The organism is Thiocystis minor (assembly GCF_016653465.1).
Classification (GTDB): Bacteria; Pseudomonadota; Gammaproteobacteria; order Chromatiales; family Chromatiaceae; genus Chromatium; species Chromatium minus.
In genome coordinates this window covers 57,553-72,994 of sequence record NZ_NHSQ01000113.1, presented here as the reverse complement: position 1 = coordinate 72,994, position 15,442 = coordinate 57,553, and the positions used below count along the sequence as shown (strand labels likewise).

Sequence of the window (15,442 nt, the reverse complement as noted above, 5' to 3'; positions counted from 1 at the left end):
CGCGCCGATTGCCTGAAGCGCGGTGGTTGCTTCGAGCGATAGCGCGGCTTTTGACGAGATAGATTCGGTCTCTCTGTCGATTGAATCCAATTCGCACTTTCCAAAGTCATCTCAATCCGTTCCAGTCTTTTTGACTGGTTCGGACGTGTCCAATAAGCCTCACCCCCCCCGAGTGGGGCTTATGGTAGGGCCGATCACGTTAGCGCGTGACCGGCCTTTTTTATGATTTCATGGACCGCGCGCTTTTGCCAAGCAGTGAAGTGTGGCTTCAGATGCCACGCGCGAGTCGCGCGGCATGTCCCAGGTACGTCGCTGGACTCAGTGCCTTGAGTTCGGCCTTGGCGGAGTGTGGTATCTCCAGGCCGTCGACGAAGCTCCCGAGCGCGTCCGAGCCGATCCGTCGCCCACGCGTTAATTCCTTCAGTTTCTCGTAGGGTTGCGCGACGCCGTAGCGACGCATGACCGTCTGGATCGGCTCGGCCAGCACCTCCCAGTTCGCATCAAGGTCCGCCGCCAGACGCTCGGGGTCGGCCTCCAGCTTGCCGACCCCCTTTAGCGCTGATTGCAGTGCAATAGTGGTATGGGCAATGCCGACGCCAAGATTGCGCAGCACCGTCGAATCGGTTAAATCCCGCTGCCAGCGCGAGATCGGCAGCTTGCCGGCTAGATGTTCCAGAATGGCGTTGGCGAGTCCCAGATTGCCTTCCGCGTTCTCGAAGTCGATCGGATTAACCTTGTGCGGCATGGTCGAGGAGCCAACTTCGCCCGCCACCGTGCGCTGCTTGAAGTAGCCCACCGAGATATAGCCCCAGACATCCCGACAGAAATCGATCAGGATGTTGTTGAAGCGCACGATGGCATCGAAGAGTTCGGCCATGAAATCGTGCGGTTCGATCTGCGTCGTGTAGGGGTTCCAGGTCAGACCCAGCGACTCGACGAATCCTTGCGCCAGACCCGGCCAATCGACTTCCGGGTAGGCTACCAGATGCGCATTGTAATTGCCGACCGCCCCATTGATCTTGCCGAGCAGTGCAACCTCCGCGATCCGCGCCCGTTGCGCGCGCAGCCGATGCACCACGTTCGCCATCTCCTTGCCCAACGTCGTCGGCGTCGCCGGCTGACCGTGGGTGCGCGACAGCATGGGCAGCTCGGCATGGCGATGGGCGAGGTCGCGGATCGCCGCGATGATCTGGTCCATCTCGGGCAGGAGTTGCCGATCACGTCCAGCCAGGATCATCAGGCCGTGGGCCAGGTTGTTGATGTCCTCGGAGGTACAAGCGAAATGGATGAATTCGCTGACGGCGTTGAGTTCGGCGTTGTCCGCGATCCGTTCCTTCAGAAAATACTCGACCGCCTTGACGTCATGATTGGTGGTGCGTTCGATGTCCTTGATGCGTTGAGCATCCGCGACGCTGAAGCTGTCCGCGAGGTCGTCGAGCCGTTGATTGGCGTCATCCGAAAAAGCCGGGACTTCGGGGATATCGGGATGACGGGCAAGGGTCTGCAGCCAGCGGATTTCCACTTGGACGCGGTACCGGATGAGTCCGTATTCGCTGAAAATTTCCCGCAGACCGGCGGTTCTGGCGGCATAGCGGCCGTCGACCGGGGAAATGGCGGTGAGGGTGGAGAGATCCATGATCATAACCGGCTCCGAATCTATTCAGGGTGAGCGAAATGTCTATAAAGCCAGTTGCTTTTTGATGTGTTTGACAAGTTGATTGTCGATTTCGGCATGTCTCGGCACGGGTTGTTTCTTCCCGTTGGTTGGATTGAGATAAATATCATGCCTCGATCCGTGTCGAAGAAAGCGGCAATCCTGCTTCTCAAGCCAGGCAATGAACTCCGTTCTTTTTATATTGCGATTTTTTTCGTTTCATAACTTTTCGGAACATCCTCCATCGCCATCAATAAATAGGCATCCCTGAGATTTTCCTCCAATTCTTCCAGCGTTTCTCCCTGCGTCATAATCTCTGGATGCTCAAGGAGCTTTCCGAGCCAGAAGCGATCAGATCTCCAATAGATCATATTCATCGTGCTGTGCATGGATTCAGTCCTGTTCAGCTTGTTGATCGACGATGTGGCGACTCGGCGATTACGTTCTATTTAATGATCTTCTAACCGGCTATAGGGCTGCTCTCGCCACACCGCTCCGCACGCGCATGTTGGCGCCCATTCCGTTGCATGACGTGGCGCAGAGCGCCACTCGATGCGTGACACCGCGAAGCGGTGTCACGAGATCAAAGGCTCAAACGTCAGGCCGCGAGCTTGCGCAGGACATAGTGCAGGATCCCCCCATTGCGGTAGTAATCCACCTCGTTCGGCGTATCGATCCGCACCTTGGCCGTGAAACTCTTGACCGATCCGTCGGCGGCGGTCGCCCGCACCCCGACCTGCTTCGCCTCGCCGTTATTCAGTCCAACGATCTCGAAGGTCTCGGCTCCGGTCAGCCCCAGCGATTGCGCATTCTCGCCCTTGACGAACTCCAGCGGCAAAATCCCCATGCCGACCAGATTGGAGCGATGAATCCGCTCGTAACTTTCGGCGATCACGGCGCGCACCCCGAGCAGGCGCGGCCCCTTGGCCGCCCAGTCGCGCGAGGAGCCGGAGCCGTATTCCTTGCCGGCGAGCACGATCACGGGCGTGCCTTCGGACTCATAGCGCATGGCCGCGTCATAGATCGACATCGCTTCGCCGCTCGGCTGGTGCAGGGTCACGCCGCCCTCGGTGCCGGGGGCCATGAGGTTGCGCAGCCGGATGTTGGCGAAGGTGCCGCGCATCATGACCTCGTGATTGCCGCGCCGCGAGCCGAGGCTGTTGAAGTCTTTGGGGTCCACGCCCTTTTCGATCAGATATTTTCCGGCGGGCGAGTTCGGTTTGATGGATCCGGCGGGCGAGATGTGATCGGTGGTGATGGAATCCCCGAGCACGGCCAGACAGCGCGCGCCCGCGATGTCGGCGACCGGCGCGACCGCCATGGTCATGCCGTCGAAGTAGGGCGGATTGCGGATATAGGTGGAATCCGCCGGCCAGTCGTAGGTCTGGGTGTCCGGGGCGTCGAGCGACTGCCAGTGCGCATCGCCGGCGTAGACATCGGCGTAGGCGCCGGTGAATTCGTCGACGGTGACGTTCTCGGCGATCGTGCGATTCACCTCGTCCTGGGTTGGCCAGATGTCCTTGAGATACACCGGCTGGCCGCTGGCATCCGTCGTGAGCGGATCTTGATAAGGATCGATGTCGATCCGTCCGGCGATGGCATAGGCGACCACCAGCGGCGGGCTCGCCAGATAGTTCATGCGCACCTCGGCATGTACCCGGCCCTCGAAGTTGCGGTTGCCCGACAGAATGGACACCGCGCACAGATCATGCTCGGCGATGGCCTGTGAGACTGGCGCCGGCAGCGGGCCGGTGTTGCCGATGCAGACGGTGCAGCCATAGCCGACATTGTGGAAACCGAGCGCCTTGAGCGGCTCGGTCAGACCGGCGCGATCAAGATAGCGGGTGACCGCCATCGAGCCGGGGCCGAGCGAGGTCTTGACCCAGGGCGCGGCCTTGAGTCCCAGCGCGGCGGCTTTTTTGGCGACCAGTCCGGCGGCGAGCATGACGCTCGGGTTGGAGGTATTAGTGCAGGAGGTGATGGCCGCGACCACGATGGAGCCGTCGGAAAGCTCGACCGTCTGGCCGTCGATGATCGCCTTGGCCGGACCCTTGTCCGGGATACCGCGTTCTTTCTTGAGCGCGGCTAGCGCGACGGGGAAATGGCTTGCCATGTCGGTCAAGGGCACGCGGTCCTGCGGACGCTTGGGGCCGGCCAGCGAGGGCACCACGTCGCCCAGATCCAGTTCCAGCGTCTCGGAATAATCCGCCTCGGCGGCCTCGGCGGTGTGCCAGACGCCCTGCGCCTTGCAATAGGCTTCGACCAGTGCGATCTGCGCCTCGTCGCGTCCGGTCAGACGCAGATAGTCGAGCGTGTTCTGATCGATGGGGAAAAGACCGCAGGTCGCGCCGTACTCCGGCCCCATGTTGGAGATAGTGGTGCGTTCGCCCATCGGCAGGGTGGCGATGGCCGGGCCGTAGAATTCGACGAACTTGCCGACCACGCCATGCTTGCGCAGTCGGTCGACGATGGTCAGCACCAGATCGGTGGCGGTGACGCCTTCCTTGAGGGTGCCGGTGAGTTTGAAGCCAACCACCTTGGGCACCAGCATGGACACCGGCTGACCGAGCATGGACGCCTCGGCCTCGATGCCGCCGACGCCCCAGCCGAGCACGCCGATCCCATTGATCATGGTGGTGTGCGAGTCGGTGCCGACACAGGTGTCGAAATAGGCTTGGGTGACGCCATCGACCGCGTTCGGGAAGACGACGCGCGCGAGATACTCGACATTGATCTGATGCACGATGCCGGTATCGGGCGGGACGACCTTGAACCCGTCCAGCGCCTTCTGGCCCCATTTGAGGAACTTGTAACGCTCCTGGTTGCGCTGGAATTCCAACTCGGCATTGAGCGCGAACGCCTCGTTCGAGCCGAAATGGTCGACCTGAACCGAATGGTCGATGACCAGTTCCGCGGGCTGGAGCGGATTGATTTTGCGCGGATCGCCGCCGAGCGCCACCATCGCATCGCGCATCGCGGCCAGATCCACCACCGCCGGAACGCCGGTGAAATCCTGCATCAGCACGCGCGCCGGACGGTACTGGATTTCCTTGTCCGGCTCGGCCTGGGGGTTCCAGTGACTGAAAAACTCGATGTCCTGGCGCGTCACGGTCACGCCATCCTCGTTGCGCAGCAGGTTCTCCAGCAGGATCTTCAGCGAGTAGGGCAGACGCGCGCTGTTGGGCACGGCGTCGAGCTTGAAGATTTCGTAGTCCTGTCCGGCGGCGTGCAGGGCGGTCTTGGCGTTGAAACTATTGGGCATCGAGGGCTCCGGTGGCATGGCTTGAGTCATTACAGCACAGGCACGGATTCTAGCCTTCAGATCCAGGATACGCCATCTGCTGCACTGCAATAAGAGATCGGCCGCGTCCAGTGTCCCTAACGGAAAGGCGTGTTTAGACGTCCTGATAGAGCCCCGCCATCTTCGCCGCCTGCGCCGCCACGGTCTGGCGCAAGTCGGGCGGGGCGAGCACTTCCACATTGTCCCCCGCTCCCAAAATCCAGCGCAGCAATTGCCCCGTCGAGGGGACGCGCGCCCGAATCCGGATGTCGAACGCTGAGTCGTCGGGCTCGTCTTCTTCCTCCTGGTCCGGGCTTAAACGACAGTTCTCGATCACGTCGGTCAGATAACCGCCGACCCGCAGTTCCAGCTCGATCATCTTGCCCGGCCCGAAATCGGCGATTCCTTTCGCGATGGCTTGATCCAGATCGAAGCCCTCGGCCTGGCGGGCGGGAACCTGGGTCAGGGCCGTGGGGGCGCGCATCCGATGCAGTGCATACAACCGCACCGGCGCGTCCTCGTCGTTCTTCAGGGCGAAGAGGTAGGGAATCGGGCCGCGCTGGACCACTGCCTGGGGGTGGATGCGTGCCCTGGCGCTGTCGCCTCTGGCGTTTTCGTACACCACATCGAGCGCGCAGCCCTTCGCCAACGCGGCGATGACCGCAGTGAGGACTCTTGGATCGATGACCGCCGACTGCAACCGCAAGGTGTCGGGGAGGACGCGAACGCGCTTCGCGTCGAGCGCCAGACCGTCCGCGTTAGCCAGCAGGCGCTGCCAGAGTCGATCGAGCTGGCGCTGGCGCGCGACATCGGTCGCCAGGGCCTGGATGTGCCCGATGGCGTCTTTCCAGCACAGATCGTCGTCGGTCAGATCGTCCTCAAGGCGTCGCGACCGTTGATAGCGCAGCGGTTTGCCGCGCGGATTGACCACGGCGATGCGCTCGTCCTTCAGCAGTTGCTGGAGATCGCGCTGCAGGGCGCGCCGGCGGGCGGTGTCGTCGGACTTGCCATAGTCCTCGTCGAGCATCCCCAGCAGCCGCGTCACGTCCAGGCAATCCGCCTCAGCCGCCCCGGCGGCGGGCAGCAGGGATTCGATTTTTTTGAATCGTTGAAATCGGTTGTGATGGATGTTGCTCATTCGCGCAGTCTATCCGACAGGGCTTGTCGCGGCAGCATGATGTAATCGTCTCACGGCCCCGCCCCAGCGACCAGCGATCCCGCGCCGTCCGTTCGGTGTCGCGGTTCAGGTTGCCGCGTTTACCGGCTCAACCGCCATCCCAAAGGAGACTGCCATGTCACGCAAGAAGAACCAGGATCTGTCCTCGCACGAACTGCTCGCGCGCATCGGACTGAGCGAGGAGCAGCCGTTCGATCTGCTCGACGACGAGCCGCTGGAGGGTCCGCGCGGCGATCCCGGCGCGGTGTTGCGCGAACGCTACCAGTCCTTCGTCCAGCCTCAGCGCTTCACTCCCGGCCAACTCGTCGAATGGACACCCGGCCTGAAGAACAAGCGCATCCCCCGCTACGGACAGCCCGCCGTGGTGATCGAGATTCTGGAGACCCCGGTCCTCGACCGCGAGGACGAGGCCGGCAGCACCTATTTCCGCGAGCCGCTCGATGTGGTGCTCGGCCTGCTGTGGGACGAAGGCCCCGCGCGCGGCGAGTTCGTGACCTTTCACTATGATAGTCGTCGCTTCCGGGCGACGGACGAGGAGGGCTGAACATGACCGTTTCCCGCCTCAGGCGCAAGCGGAATCAGCGCGTCGTCACGCTACCGAAAGACCAAGGAGCCTTGATCATGACCAACCCTCGCCTCTTCTGGCTGACCGATGTCAGCGCCGTCCCGGCCGCCGAGCGGCGTCTCGCCCGCTATGCCGTGCAACTGCTCCAGGGCGCGCCGGATCTGAAACCGCGTTTTCACGACCGCGATTTTCTCGGGGCGCTCTGGCAGTTGCTCCAGCCCGTGCTCCAAACGCGCACGGTCGCGGCCTTCGTGACCCAGCCGGACCCGGACGCGGAGGACGAACTGCCGGACGATTGGGACGAGGCGCCTGCCCCGGCGCTGTATGACGCGCCCTTGCGCGAGCGGCTGCAAGCCTGTTTCCAGGCCATCCCCCGCGCCGTCCTGAGTCGGCTGACGAAGGCCGACGACGCGGCGCCGCTGTCGCCGACGGTGGCCCTGCTCGGCGAACAGCTCGCCCTGGATGCCACGGCGCTGCGGATCCTCGACTTTCTCGATCAGCATCTCCTGGTCGAGCCGCTGCGCGCCCTGCTGCGCGAATGCGGCCGGGCGCCGGCCCGGGTCAATCTGCCGCGGCTGGCGGCCCTGCTCGGCGTCCCCGCCGCGACGCTGCGCGAGGCCATCGGCCCGCGTGCCCCGCTGCGTACCCTGGGGCTGGTCCGCTATGACGCCGACGAGGCCGATCTGGAGGACTTCCTGCGTCCCAGCGACCTGCTGCGCGAGGTTCTGGATGCCGCGCCGGCCGACGGCGCGGCCCTGCTGGCCCTGCTGATCGAGCCCGCGCCGCCCGCCGCCTGGGGCCTGGACGACTTTCCGCATCTGGCGGCGGAGAGCGCGCGTCTGACCGAGGTGCTGGGCGAGGCGGCGCGGACCGGGGCGGTGGGGGTGAATGGCCTGCTCCACGGCGCTCCCGGCACCGGCAAGACTGAACTGGCGCGCGCCGTCGCCGCCGCCGGCGGGCTCACCGCCTATCAGGTGCGCAGCGCCGACGAAGACGAGGACGGGCTGTCGCGCGAGGGGCGGCTGTCAGCCTATCTGCTGGCGCAACGGCTGCTGGCCCGTCGCCATGACGCCGTGCTGATCTTCGATGAGGTCGAGGACGTGTTCGACAGCGGCAACAACCTCTTGGCGCTGTTGCGCGGCGCGTCGGTGACCGGCAAGCAGAAGGGCTGGATGAACCGCATCCTGGAGGAAAACCCGGTGCCGGCGCTCTGGATCGCCAACGGGACCGACGGCATGGATCCGGCCTTTCTGCGCCGCTTCCTGCTGCCGGTGGCCTTCGTCACCCCGCCGCGCTCGGTGCGCCGGCAGATGGCCGAGCGGCATCTGGGGGGCTGCGGGCTCGCGCCCGAGCTGCTCGATGAGCTGGCCGCCGATCCGGCGCTTGCCCCGGCCCAGTTGGGCGCGGCGCGTCGGCTGCTCGATCTGCGCCCCAGCGCCCCGTTAGAGGCGACGGTGCGCGCCGGGGTGGCGGCCCTGCGCACCCTGCTGCACGGCGCCCCGGCGCCGCGACGACGCACCCCGGCGACGGCCTTCGAGGTCGCCTATCTGAACCTGACGGGCGGCCTGGCCCCGAGCGCCATCGTACAGGCGCTGCACCGTCAGGGACACGGAAGCCTCTGCTTCTATGGACCGCCCGGCACCGGCAAGACTGCCTTTGCCGAGGTGCTGGCCGAGGCGCTGGATCGGGAGCTGGTGGCGCGGCAGGCGTCGGACCTGATCTCGCCCTATGTCGGGGAGACCGAACAGAACCTGGCGCGCTTGTTCCGCGAGTGCGATCCGGCCCGGACGGTGTTGCTGCTCGATGAGGTCGACAGCTTCCTGAGCGACCGGCGTCAGGCGCGCCATTCCTGGGAGCGCACCGCCGTCAATGAGCTATTGCAGCAGATGGAGACCTACCCCGGCATCTTCATCGCCGCGACCAATCTGATGGCCGGCATCGATGGGGCGGCGTTGCGCCGCTTCGATTTCAAGCTGGGGTTCCGCGCCCTCAACCTGGCGCAGCGGCGGGGACTCTTCGCCCGCGAGGCGTTCGGGGATGACGCCGCACCGGTGCCGCCGGAGCTGGCGCGCCAGTTGGAGGGGCTGCCGGGGCTGACGCCGGGCGATTTCGCCAACGTCTGCCGGCAGCAGACCTTGATCGGCGAGACGCTGACGCCCGAGCAGTTCTTGCGCCGGTTGGCGCTGGAGTGCCGTTTGAAGCGGGAGGAGGGTCAGGCGGCCTGACGGTTGGGCGAGCCGCCGGTGTGCGGCTCGCCGGCAGCGACGCGGCGTCATCAACCCGGCAAGCGCGTACTCTCCAGTCCGCGAGCGCCATACCCTGTGAATCATCGCCCCGGAGGCCACATGAACCGACGTCATCTCTTGAAGCTCTTGGGTGTGGGCTCGCTCATGGCCCCGTGGCCACGCTCCGCCGTCGGGCTGAACGGAATGCCCTCCCCACCGGCGATGGTGTTGACGCCGTCAGCAGCGCCAACAACACCCGCCCCATCTGTTCTGGACCTGTCCAACATCGGCTTCAAGATGTTTTCGCTCTGTATCGGCCTGGGTCCGGAAGCGGAGACGCTCGTCGCCGCGTTACAGACCGATTATCGGTATGACGATGGTCAGTATGACGACTCTTCCGAGGCGTGTTGTTCCTTCAACACGGCCGGGCTTGACAGCCAGTTTGGAACGGATCCGGCGACTCTGACCGCCTGGTCAGCGGCTATCCCGCCTCATCCCGTTGATTTCAGCGTGTTGGTCATCGATGCCCGCGATCCGCAGGCGCGTGAGGCGAGCCGATTTTGGACCGAGCGGCTGGCCGAGGTGGGGTACATGCGCACCGCGCTGATCATTGGCGACGACCACGACAACCCGGACCGCGCCTGGCGCCGCGAACTGAGCACGCACTTCGACGTGGTCGATCTTTGTCCGCAACGGCCCATCCTATGCGCGGCGGCAACCCGGGGCCTAGTGGAGGGGCTGCTGTTTTTGAACCCCTCCTTTCTCGGCCATGATGCGTCTGATTTTCGTGCCGTGTTTCGCACAGGAACGCAGGCGCGCAGCGCGGCGACCGTTTGGAGCCAGGCGGCCCGTCGTCGCGCCGCCTTGCACAGGCTGTGGCACGCACTCCCATCGACGCGGATTCAGGGAGCCTTGGGGTTTCTTCATAGCGGGGTCGCTCTCAGCCTCCATGACTTCGACGCCGTGACCGACGCGCTGCGGGAGCGTCTGCCGGAGGAGGCCACCTGTGTGGTCGTGCCCTTGCTCCACGTCCACTGGCCCGCCCGGCGGCAGGTGCTGGGGCTAACCCTGGTGGGCGACAAATTCGACGCGCCGCTCGCGTCAGGTCCGGGGTGGATGGCCGGATTCAGGCAGGAACGCTCGGACATGACCGACGACGAGAAAGCACCGCACGCGCGATCAGACGCCAGTGATCTGGACGACCAGGATCTGGATATTCCTGCGTTCCTTCGGAACCAGACATGACCGCCAGTCCGCCGCGGACGGTTTGACCACCCCGCCCGCCAGACAGTAACCAACCCTGTTCGGCCACGATCTTGAGGGCGATTGCCTCATGCGCGCCGAACAAGCAACAGATTCATTGAAAAAGAAGTTCAATCTGGAGCAAACCATGAGCGTCATCGTCCATGTCAGTGATTACGCTTTCCAAAGCCTGCTGATTTCCAGCATCGAGACTTTTCCCTCCGACTATATCCGCGTCAGAGCCGGCGCGGCCAAACCGCGCAAAGGGAAAAAGACCAGCAGACACGAGGGCGAAGCCTTCGGCCTGCTGTTCGGTCAGCGCCTGCTGAAGAAACGCGAGGATCTGATCTTCAATGTCACCCTGGCGGTCCCGATGCAGGCCGCGGTTCACAAAAAGGACAGCGTCAGCTTCAGCCCACCGCACTTCCACCGGATACGCGAGGTGACCGAATCCTTTCCCTATCTGGAATTGCTCGGCACCTTTCATAGTCATCCCTACCTCAAGGACGATTACAACGGCAAGCCGACCTCGGAATTTTCGGACGGCGATGAACTCAGCGCGCTCGCAATCGCCGTGGAGTATGGCGATGAGTTGCTGGAAGTCGTTCTCGGCATCACCGCGCTCGATAACCACAGTACGCGCCAGGCCAAAGCGGAGGGCGAGACCATCCAAAGCTATTGCGGGCGCTTCAAATACAGCCTCTCGGCTTATTGCACGCTCGGCGCGATTAGTGAAGATGATGAGGAAGAAGAGGACGACACCGAACTTTGCCTGGTGCCCGTGGATCGTTTGATCTGCCCGCTCGCCGCGCATGGCGGTGGGATCTTCGAGCACGCGGAAGTGTAACGATTCCCGCGACCACTGAATACACGGGGCACGGATGGTTCGTATCCGGTCTGCCAGCGATCAAGATGTGGAGAAGGATTCATCGACGATGACAAAACGCGAACCCGAACGGGAACCGCAACCCGTGTTTCTCGACTTCGAGGCATCCAGTTTGGCCTCGGCCTCTTACCCCATCGAAGTCGCCTGGTCCTTGCCCGATGGCACAATCGAGAGCCATCTCATCTCGCCCGCCAGCATCGAACGCTGGACCGACTGGAGCGCCCAGGCCGAGCGGCTGCACGGCATCAGCCGGGCGCAGTTGCTGGCCGAGGGGAAATCGCCCGCTTGGATCTGCCGGCGCCTGAACGAACAGCTTGCCGATCAGATTGTTTATACCGATGCCCCGGATTACGATGGGGCTTGGCTGAATGAGCTGTTTTCGGCTTGCTGGGGAGGTGCGCCGCATTTCACTCTGGCGAGCGCTGATGATCTGCTGTTGGGAAATCTCGCGTCGGCATGTCCCGACCGGGCCGATGCACGGCGGACTCTTGCGGCGATTAAAACAGATGCACGTCAGCGCTTGCTGCCACGACATCAAGCGCGACTCGACGTAGAATATCTGCAACATCTGTTGCTTGCCACTTTACAGTATTCTGAATGAATCATCATAGCTGAAGATCATCGGCGGAACCAATGGTTATAGTGCCCAATGCTGATCCACCGCCACAATCGATGTGGAGGCAGGAAATTGGTGGCTAAGGATCGCTTTATATGCAAGTCAATGGTCATGAAAAATGAACGTTTAGAACTTACGTTTGCTTTACGCATCAGCTCGGTACCTATTTTTTAGGGCCATCTGAAATTCATCGGCGAGCCCTTGGATCGCTCCATTATGCTTTTTATTCTTAGTGAGTGGAAATTCATCCAGCCAACGCCAGAGTTCGCCAAACAGGCGTCGATACGATGCCTCGTCATCGGATACCAACGTGAACTTACCCTGTACGTAGTCCCCTGAGTAAACCTCGTATCGTGACTCAAGATTATCGGGAATGCTTAGCTTGCCGATGAACTCCTCGTTGCCCGGTTGGAAGACGCCAAACTCGACAGCCTCTTCCGCCAGTATCCCTAAATCTCCATCCTCCTCTCCACGGGGGATGCCGATGTAGAGATACGCATCTATTCCCAGAGAGGCTAATGAGCCAATTTTCTTTAGCCGATAAGAATAAGCCTCAAAATCAAAATAATCATTCCATTCATCAGGATCTGTCTTCCATTGTCTTATGTTCAAGGCGTGCTCGAACAGAAATTCGACAGGATCTGGAATAAGCTCTTCAAGCTTGAACTCCTTATACCAGTTCGCGCAAAGCGCGAGATTTCTGTCGACGATCAACTGGCATATCGGTATCCAATACCTCGATTGCCTGAGGTCGCCGACTTCGCAGTCGCGCCATTTGTCATCGCAAAACGACCACTCGCACAAGGCGTTGGTTAATTTGCTAACCTTAATATGCGGGAACTTTGCGTTGAGGAATTTCTTCCAGGGAAGGCTGGCTTGATTAATAGCTTTTGAGTCATCAAAATAACGCTCGTTAAGCGGGTCAAGCTTTTTGTTCGGTGCATCATCTTGATCAATGCGATTAAGTGAATAAGGCCATGCTCGGAAGTTCCCGATCATGTTGTAACAATCCTTAACATGTTGCGGTATACCCCTTTTCCCTTTGATAAATTTCTGTGCGAAAATATGGTCCCAGTCAAACGGATCGTTGGTGTCGCTCAGGTGAAATACCTCTTCATTAACGCATTCTGAAATAAATTTTCGTTGCGCGAAAAGGATAAGTTCCTGATTTGAGAAAACATTGGACATGAAGGGGTCCTCGGCGCGTTCGCGAAAGTATTTAGTCCATGTACTCTGCCTAGCGTTTGCGGGTACATGCCCTTTCAAAGTGTCGATTCCTGGTATCTGAGGGAGAACATCCTCGATCTGCCCACGTCGAATGGTCGCCGATGACCAGAATAAATTTGTCGGCAGCACCTTCACGGCTGGCCAAACATTACTCAGTAGCCGCCTGTATCCTTTCTTTCCGCTTTCTTTTCCGAGCCATGTAAGAAGCGAAATCACTCCAAGCATCTTACGATGCAGATCTTTATCTTTATCTTTCTCGAAATCGAACCGGTCTTTCATGAACCAGATGCGGTACAGCAGTAGGAAAACGATTTCCGGCGCCCGGTCCGACAGCCGTGCCGCTACCGGGTAGGGGAGACCGAACGACAAGGCTTTTGAGTTGAAGGTTAGAACCTGCTTGGTGTAGCCGAGTAAGCTCTTTTCCTCCACGGCATTAGAATCTAACAAAGCCTGTAAGAATTCTACAAATTCGCCGCGTCTATGCTTATCGGTCATAGCTCTCTGGAACTGCTTTGGCTTGACTCGCATTGACATGGACTCTCCCAACCCACCCTTATTTGGGTCAGATTGGAAAAGCCTATACGCGATCGTGATAAATCGTGCCGGATCATAGAATGGGTAGCAGGACTTCTCGATGTGTTCCTGAAGCGACGACTCGATATGCGACTTGAGGATGGAGTAATTGAGCTCCTCACCTCCTAGAGGTGTGCCACCCGCATTTAGACGAACAAAGAGGTTCTCGATCTCGTCGAGGGCTTCCTCATCTTTTTCATCCTGTTCGATTTGTGGTCCTGATGCAGGGTTAAAGGTGTCGAAATCCAGATACAGGGCTGGAACGGGCTTTTCCTTAGAATCGTTAAGTACCTTTCGTGTAAGGTTAAATACCTGCTTGATCAATTCCATCGCGAGAGCCTCTTTGCTCTCGCCTGGCCTAGGAGTGTGAGAATGCCACCAACGATTCAGGATTTCTTGCCAGCCTGGCATGGAAGCGGCCTTCTTCCAAACCTGTTCCGTTGTCGTCGCATCAACGAAGTAGCTGAAGGGGATCGGTAACTTGGCGTCATAAGGGAAAAACAAGGAGAGATCCGATGCCATCGGGTCATCCACTTCTATGTAAAGCTCAAGTGCTTTTCGGATCGATGCCTGATCAAGTGTCTTTGTATTGTCCTTGCGCTGATAACCCCACGGATGCGAACGGGTAATTACGCGAAAGACGTATTTCCGCGGGTCATCGTCGTCGTCCGTTGGAAGTGCAAGATCGATGAAAATCCTGATCTGTGTGGTCCCATCTCGAAAAGTTTCTCTGCCCAGTCCTAGACAGATTGCAGTCAATCTCTGCTGGCCGTCCAGCAGACTATAGGTGTCGTTCTTTTGCGGTGAGAGTACGATGGCCCCGATCGGATAACCGCGCAGCAGCGAATCCCAAAGATTCTCGATTTGGCTAGGCTTCCAGACAAAACCCCGCTGTACGGTCGGCAATAGTATTTCATTGTGATTGACGAGATCGGCAAGTTCTCGAAGTCCAAAGCTAGAATTTTTATTCATTGAGAGCCTATTGCAAAATTAAGCGATGCAGGGATTTTTCTTCTCGCTGAGAGAACCACGCGAGGGAGAAGATAGTATCGGAAGTATTCTTATTACACCAACGAGCCGAGCGGCAGAAACAGCCGTTCGACGCTGTCGGGTAACGCCAGAAATCCGTATCTCTCGTAAAACTGTTTCGATCGATGATCCTTGGCATCGACCACCATGGCATGGATGCCAATCGTGGCGCTGACGCTGAGCGTACGTTTGACCGCGTCGGCCAGCAGCAGGCGACCGAGACCCTGGCCTTGCATCCCAAGCGCGACTGCCAGGCGACCGATCAGAACCGCCGGTACGGGTTGCCGGGGTAACCGTCGAACCAGGTGAGGCGGCAGAACGCTGAGATCGATGGACACTGCGCTCAGGGTGTAAAAGCCCAGAATGGCTGGTCTGTCGGGCTCGATACAGACGAAGACGCGGGCAAGACGTCGGCGACTATCCTGGCCAGCCTGCTGCCTCAGGTAGAGATCGAGCGCTTCATGGCCACACGCAAACGCCGTGCGGTCATGATGGAGGCCGAGCGGCTCGATGACGAGCGCGGACATTACTGCGATTGGACGCGGCGGGTATGCTCTTCCAGTGCGGCGGCGAGCGCTGGAGTCAGCGCGGGAGGATTCACGATGGCCTCAAAGAACACCTCGGCATCGTGGCGACTCAGAACCAGAGTCTCGTTGGCGGCAATGACCTGTTCGGCACGCGCTAGTGCGGTCGTGAGCACATAGCGACTGAGGGTTTGTCCTTCCAGCGCGGCCGCGCGTTCGAGTCGTCCTTTCGCTGTGGTATCGAGCCGCAGATTGATCCGCTCGGTTTTCGAGAGGTTGGCTTGAGGCATGATCGACCCTTCATTTGCACACTTGTGATGTACGTCAGTATGGTGCCTAAACAGCGATGCTGTCGAACGCATTCTGGCGCGAGATCGAAGACCTGTTACGCAAGGTGCGGCTGGCTCGATACCGGCCCTTGCGATGCCGCCTGGGTCTGACGGG

13 protein-coding genes are annotated in these 15,442 nt (G+C 60.5%); 5 read left to right on the top strand and 8 right to left on the bottom strand.

The genetic code is table 11. The features are described 5' to 3' along the window. Positions 1 to 268: 268 nt before the first annotated feature. The 5 genes from purB to CCR95_RS16160 all read right to left on the bottom strand — a co-directional run bounded on the left by purB (position 269) and on the right by CCR95_RS16160 (position 6,072). A complete protein-coding gene (purB, locus tag CCR95_RS16180) occupies positions 269 to 1,642 on the bottom strand; it encodes an adenylosuccinate lyase (protein ID WP_201096180.1) in 1,374 nt (457 codons plus the stop codon). A 36-nt stretch (positions 1,643 to 1,678) separates the two neighbouring features. Further along, positions 1,679 to 1,837, bottom strand: a complete 159-nt coding sequence (locus tag CCR95_RS16175) for a type II toxin-antitoxin system HicA family toxin (RefSeq protein ID WP_338115415.1) — start codon at positions 1,835 to 1,837, stop codon at positions 1,679 to 1,681. Between the two features lie 14 nt (positions 1,838 to 1,851). Next, positions 1,852 to 2,043 (bottom strand): type II toxin-antitoxin system HicB family antitoxin, encoded by a 192-nt coding sequence (locus CCR95_RS16170; RefSeq protein ID WP_201096179.1) that lies wholly within the window; start codon positions 2,041 to 2,043, stop codon positions 1,852 to 1,854. 209 nt (positions 2,044 to 2,252) lie between these two features. Continuing rightward, on the bottom strand, positions 2,253 to 4,916 hold the full coding sequence (gene acnA / locus CCR95_RS16165) for an aconitate hydratase AcnA (RefSeq protein WP_201096178.1): 2,664 nt from the start codon (positions 4,914 to 4,916) through the stop codon (positions 2,253 to 2,255). Positions 4,917 to 5,049: 133 nt separating this feature from the next. Further along, a complete protein-coding gene (locus CCR95_RS16160) occupies positions 5,050 to 6,072 on the bottom strand; it encodes a helix-turn-helix transcriptional regulator (protein WP_201096177.1) in 1,023 nt (340 codons plus the stop codon). Positions 6,073 to 6,226: 154 nt separating this feature from the next. Between CCR95_RS16160 and CCR95_RS16155 the strand changes: the two genes are divergently transcribed. The 5 genes from CCR95_RS16155 to CCR95_RS16135 all read left to right on the top strand — a co-directional run bounded on the left by CCR95_RS16155 (position 6,227) and on the right by CCR95_RS16135 (position 11,630). Then, positions 6,227 to 6,655 (top strand): hypothetical protein, encoded by a 429-nt coding sequence (locus CCR95_RS16155; RefSeq protein ID WP_201096176.1) that lies wholly within the window; start codon positions 6,227 to 6,229, stop codon positions 6,653 to 6,655. A 77-nt stretch (positions 6,656 to 6,732) separates the two neighbouring features. After that, on the top strand, positions 6,733 to 8,901 hold the full coding sequence (locus tag CCR95_RS16150) for an AAA family ATPase (RefSeq protein WP_201096175.1): 2,169 nt from the start codon (positions 6,733 to 6,735) through the stop codon (positions 8,899 to 8,901). A gap of 120 nt (positions 8,902 to 9,021) precedes the next feature. Further along, positions 9,022 to 10,146, top strand: coding sequence for a hypothetical protein (locus CCR95_RS16145; protein WP_201096174.1), 1,125 nt, complete (start codon positions 9,022 to 9,024; stop codon positions 10,144 to 10,146). Positions 10,147 to 10,291: 145 nt separating this feature from the next. After that, complete coding sequence (locus tag CCR95_RS16140) at positions 10,292 to 10,990, top strand: hypothetical protein (RefSeq protein WP_201096173.1); 699 nt, start codon at positions 10,292 to 10,294, stop codon at positions 10,988 to 10,990. A gap of 34 nt (positions 10,991 to 11,024) precedes the next feature. After that, the gene (locus CCR95_RS16135; RefSeq protein WP_201096172.1) at positions 11,025 to 11,630 is read left to right on the top strand and encodes a 3'-5' exonuclease; all 606 of its coding nucleotides are present in this window, start codon (positions 11,025 to 11,027) and stop codon (positions 11,628 to 11,630) included. 159 nt (positions 11,631 to 11,789) lie between these two features. On the opposite strand, the gene CCR95_RS16130 is transcribed toward CCR95_RS16135, so the two are convergent. The 3 genes from CCR95_RS16130 to CCR95_RS16120 all read right to left on the bottom strand — a co-directional run bounded on the left by CCR95_RS16130 (position 11,790) and on the right by CCR95_RS16120 (position 15,288). Beyond that, on the bottom strand, positions 11,790 to 14,417 hold the full coding sequence (locus CCR95_RS16130) for a DUF262 domain-containing protein (protein WP_201096171.1): 2,628 nt from the start codon (positions 14,415 to 14,417) through the stop codon (positions 11,790 to 11,792). A gap of 92 nt (positions 14,418 to 14,509) precedes the next feature. After that, entirely contained in the window at positions 14,510 to 15,001 is a 492-nt protein-coding gene (locus tag CCR95_RS16125; protein WP_201096170.1) for a GNAT family N-acetyltransferase, read from the bottom strand. Beyond that, a complete protein-coding gene (locus CCR95_RS16120) occupies positions 15,001 to 15,288 on the bottom strand; it encodes a type II toxin-antitoxin system TacA family antitoxin (RefSeq protein WP_201096169.1) in 288 nt (95 codons plus the stop codon). Before CCR95_RS16120 ends, CCR95_RS16125 begins: the two co-directional genes overlap by 1 nt. Positions 15,289 to 15,442 lie beyond the last annotated feature (154 nt).

Coding starts and splice junctions, on each gene's coding strand:
- purB (WP_201096180.1), bottom strand. CDS start 1,642: ATGATCATGGATCTCTCCACCCTCACCGCCATTTCCCCGGTCGACGGC.
- CCR95_RS16170 (WP_201096179.1), bottom strand. CDS start 2,043: ATGCACAGCACGATGAATATGATCTATTGGAGATCTGATCGCTTCTGG.
- acnA (WP_201096178.1), bottom strand. CDS start 4,916: ATGCCCAATAGTTTCAACGCCAAGACCGCCCTGCACGCCGCCGGACAG.
- CCR95_RS16160 (WP_201096177.1), bottom strand. CDS start 6,072: ATGAGCAACATCCATCACAACCGATTTCAACGATTCAAAAAAATCGAA.
- CCR95_RS16155 (WP_201096176.1), top strand. CDS start 6,227: ATGTCACGCAAGAAGAACCAGGATCTGTCCTCGCACGAACTGCTCGCG.
- CCR95_RS16150 (WP_201096175.1), top strand. CDS start 6,733: ATGACCAACCCTCGCCTCTTCTGGCTGACCGATGTCAGCGCCGTCCCG.
- CCR95_RS16145 (WP_201096174.1), top strand. CDS start 9,022: ATGAACCGACGTCATCTCTTGAAGCTCTTGGGTGTGGGCTCGCTCATG.
- CCR95_RS16140 (WP_201096173.1), top strand. CDS start 10,292: ATGAGCGTCATCGTCCATGTCAGTGATTACGCTTTCCAAAGCCTGCTG.
- CCR95_RS16135 (WP_201096172.1), top strand. CDS start 11,025: ATGGTTCGTATCCGGTCTGCCAGCGATCAAGATGTGGAGAAGGATTCA.
- CCR95_RS16130 (WP_201096171.1), bottom strand. CDS start 14,417: ATGAATAAAAATTCTAGCTTTGGACTTCGAGAACTTGCCGATCTCGTC.
- CCR95_RS16125 (WP_201096170.1), bottom strand. CDS start 15,001: ATGTCCGCGCTCGTCATCGAGCCGCTCGGCCTCCATCATGACCGCACG.
- CCR95_RS16120 (WP_201096169.1), bottom strand. CDS start 15,288: ATGCCTCAAGCCAACCTCTCGAAAACCGAGCGGATCAATCTGCGGCTC.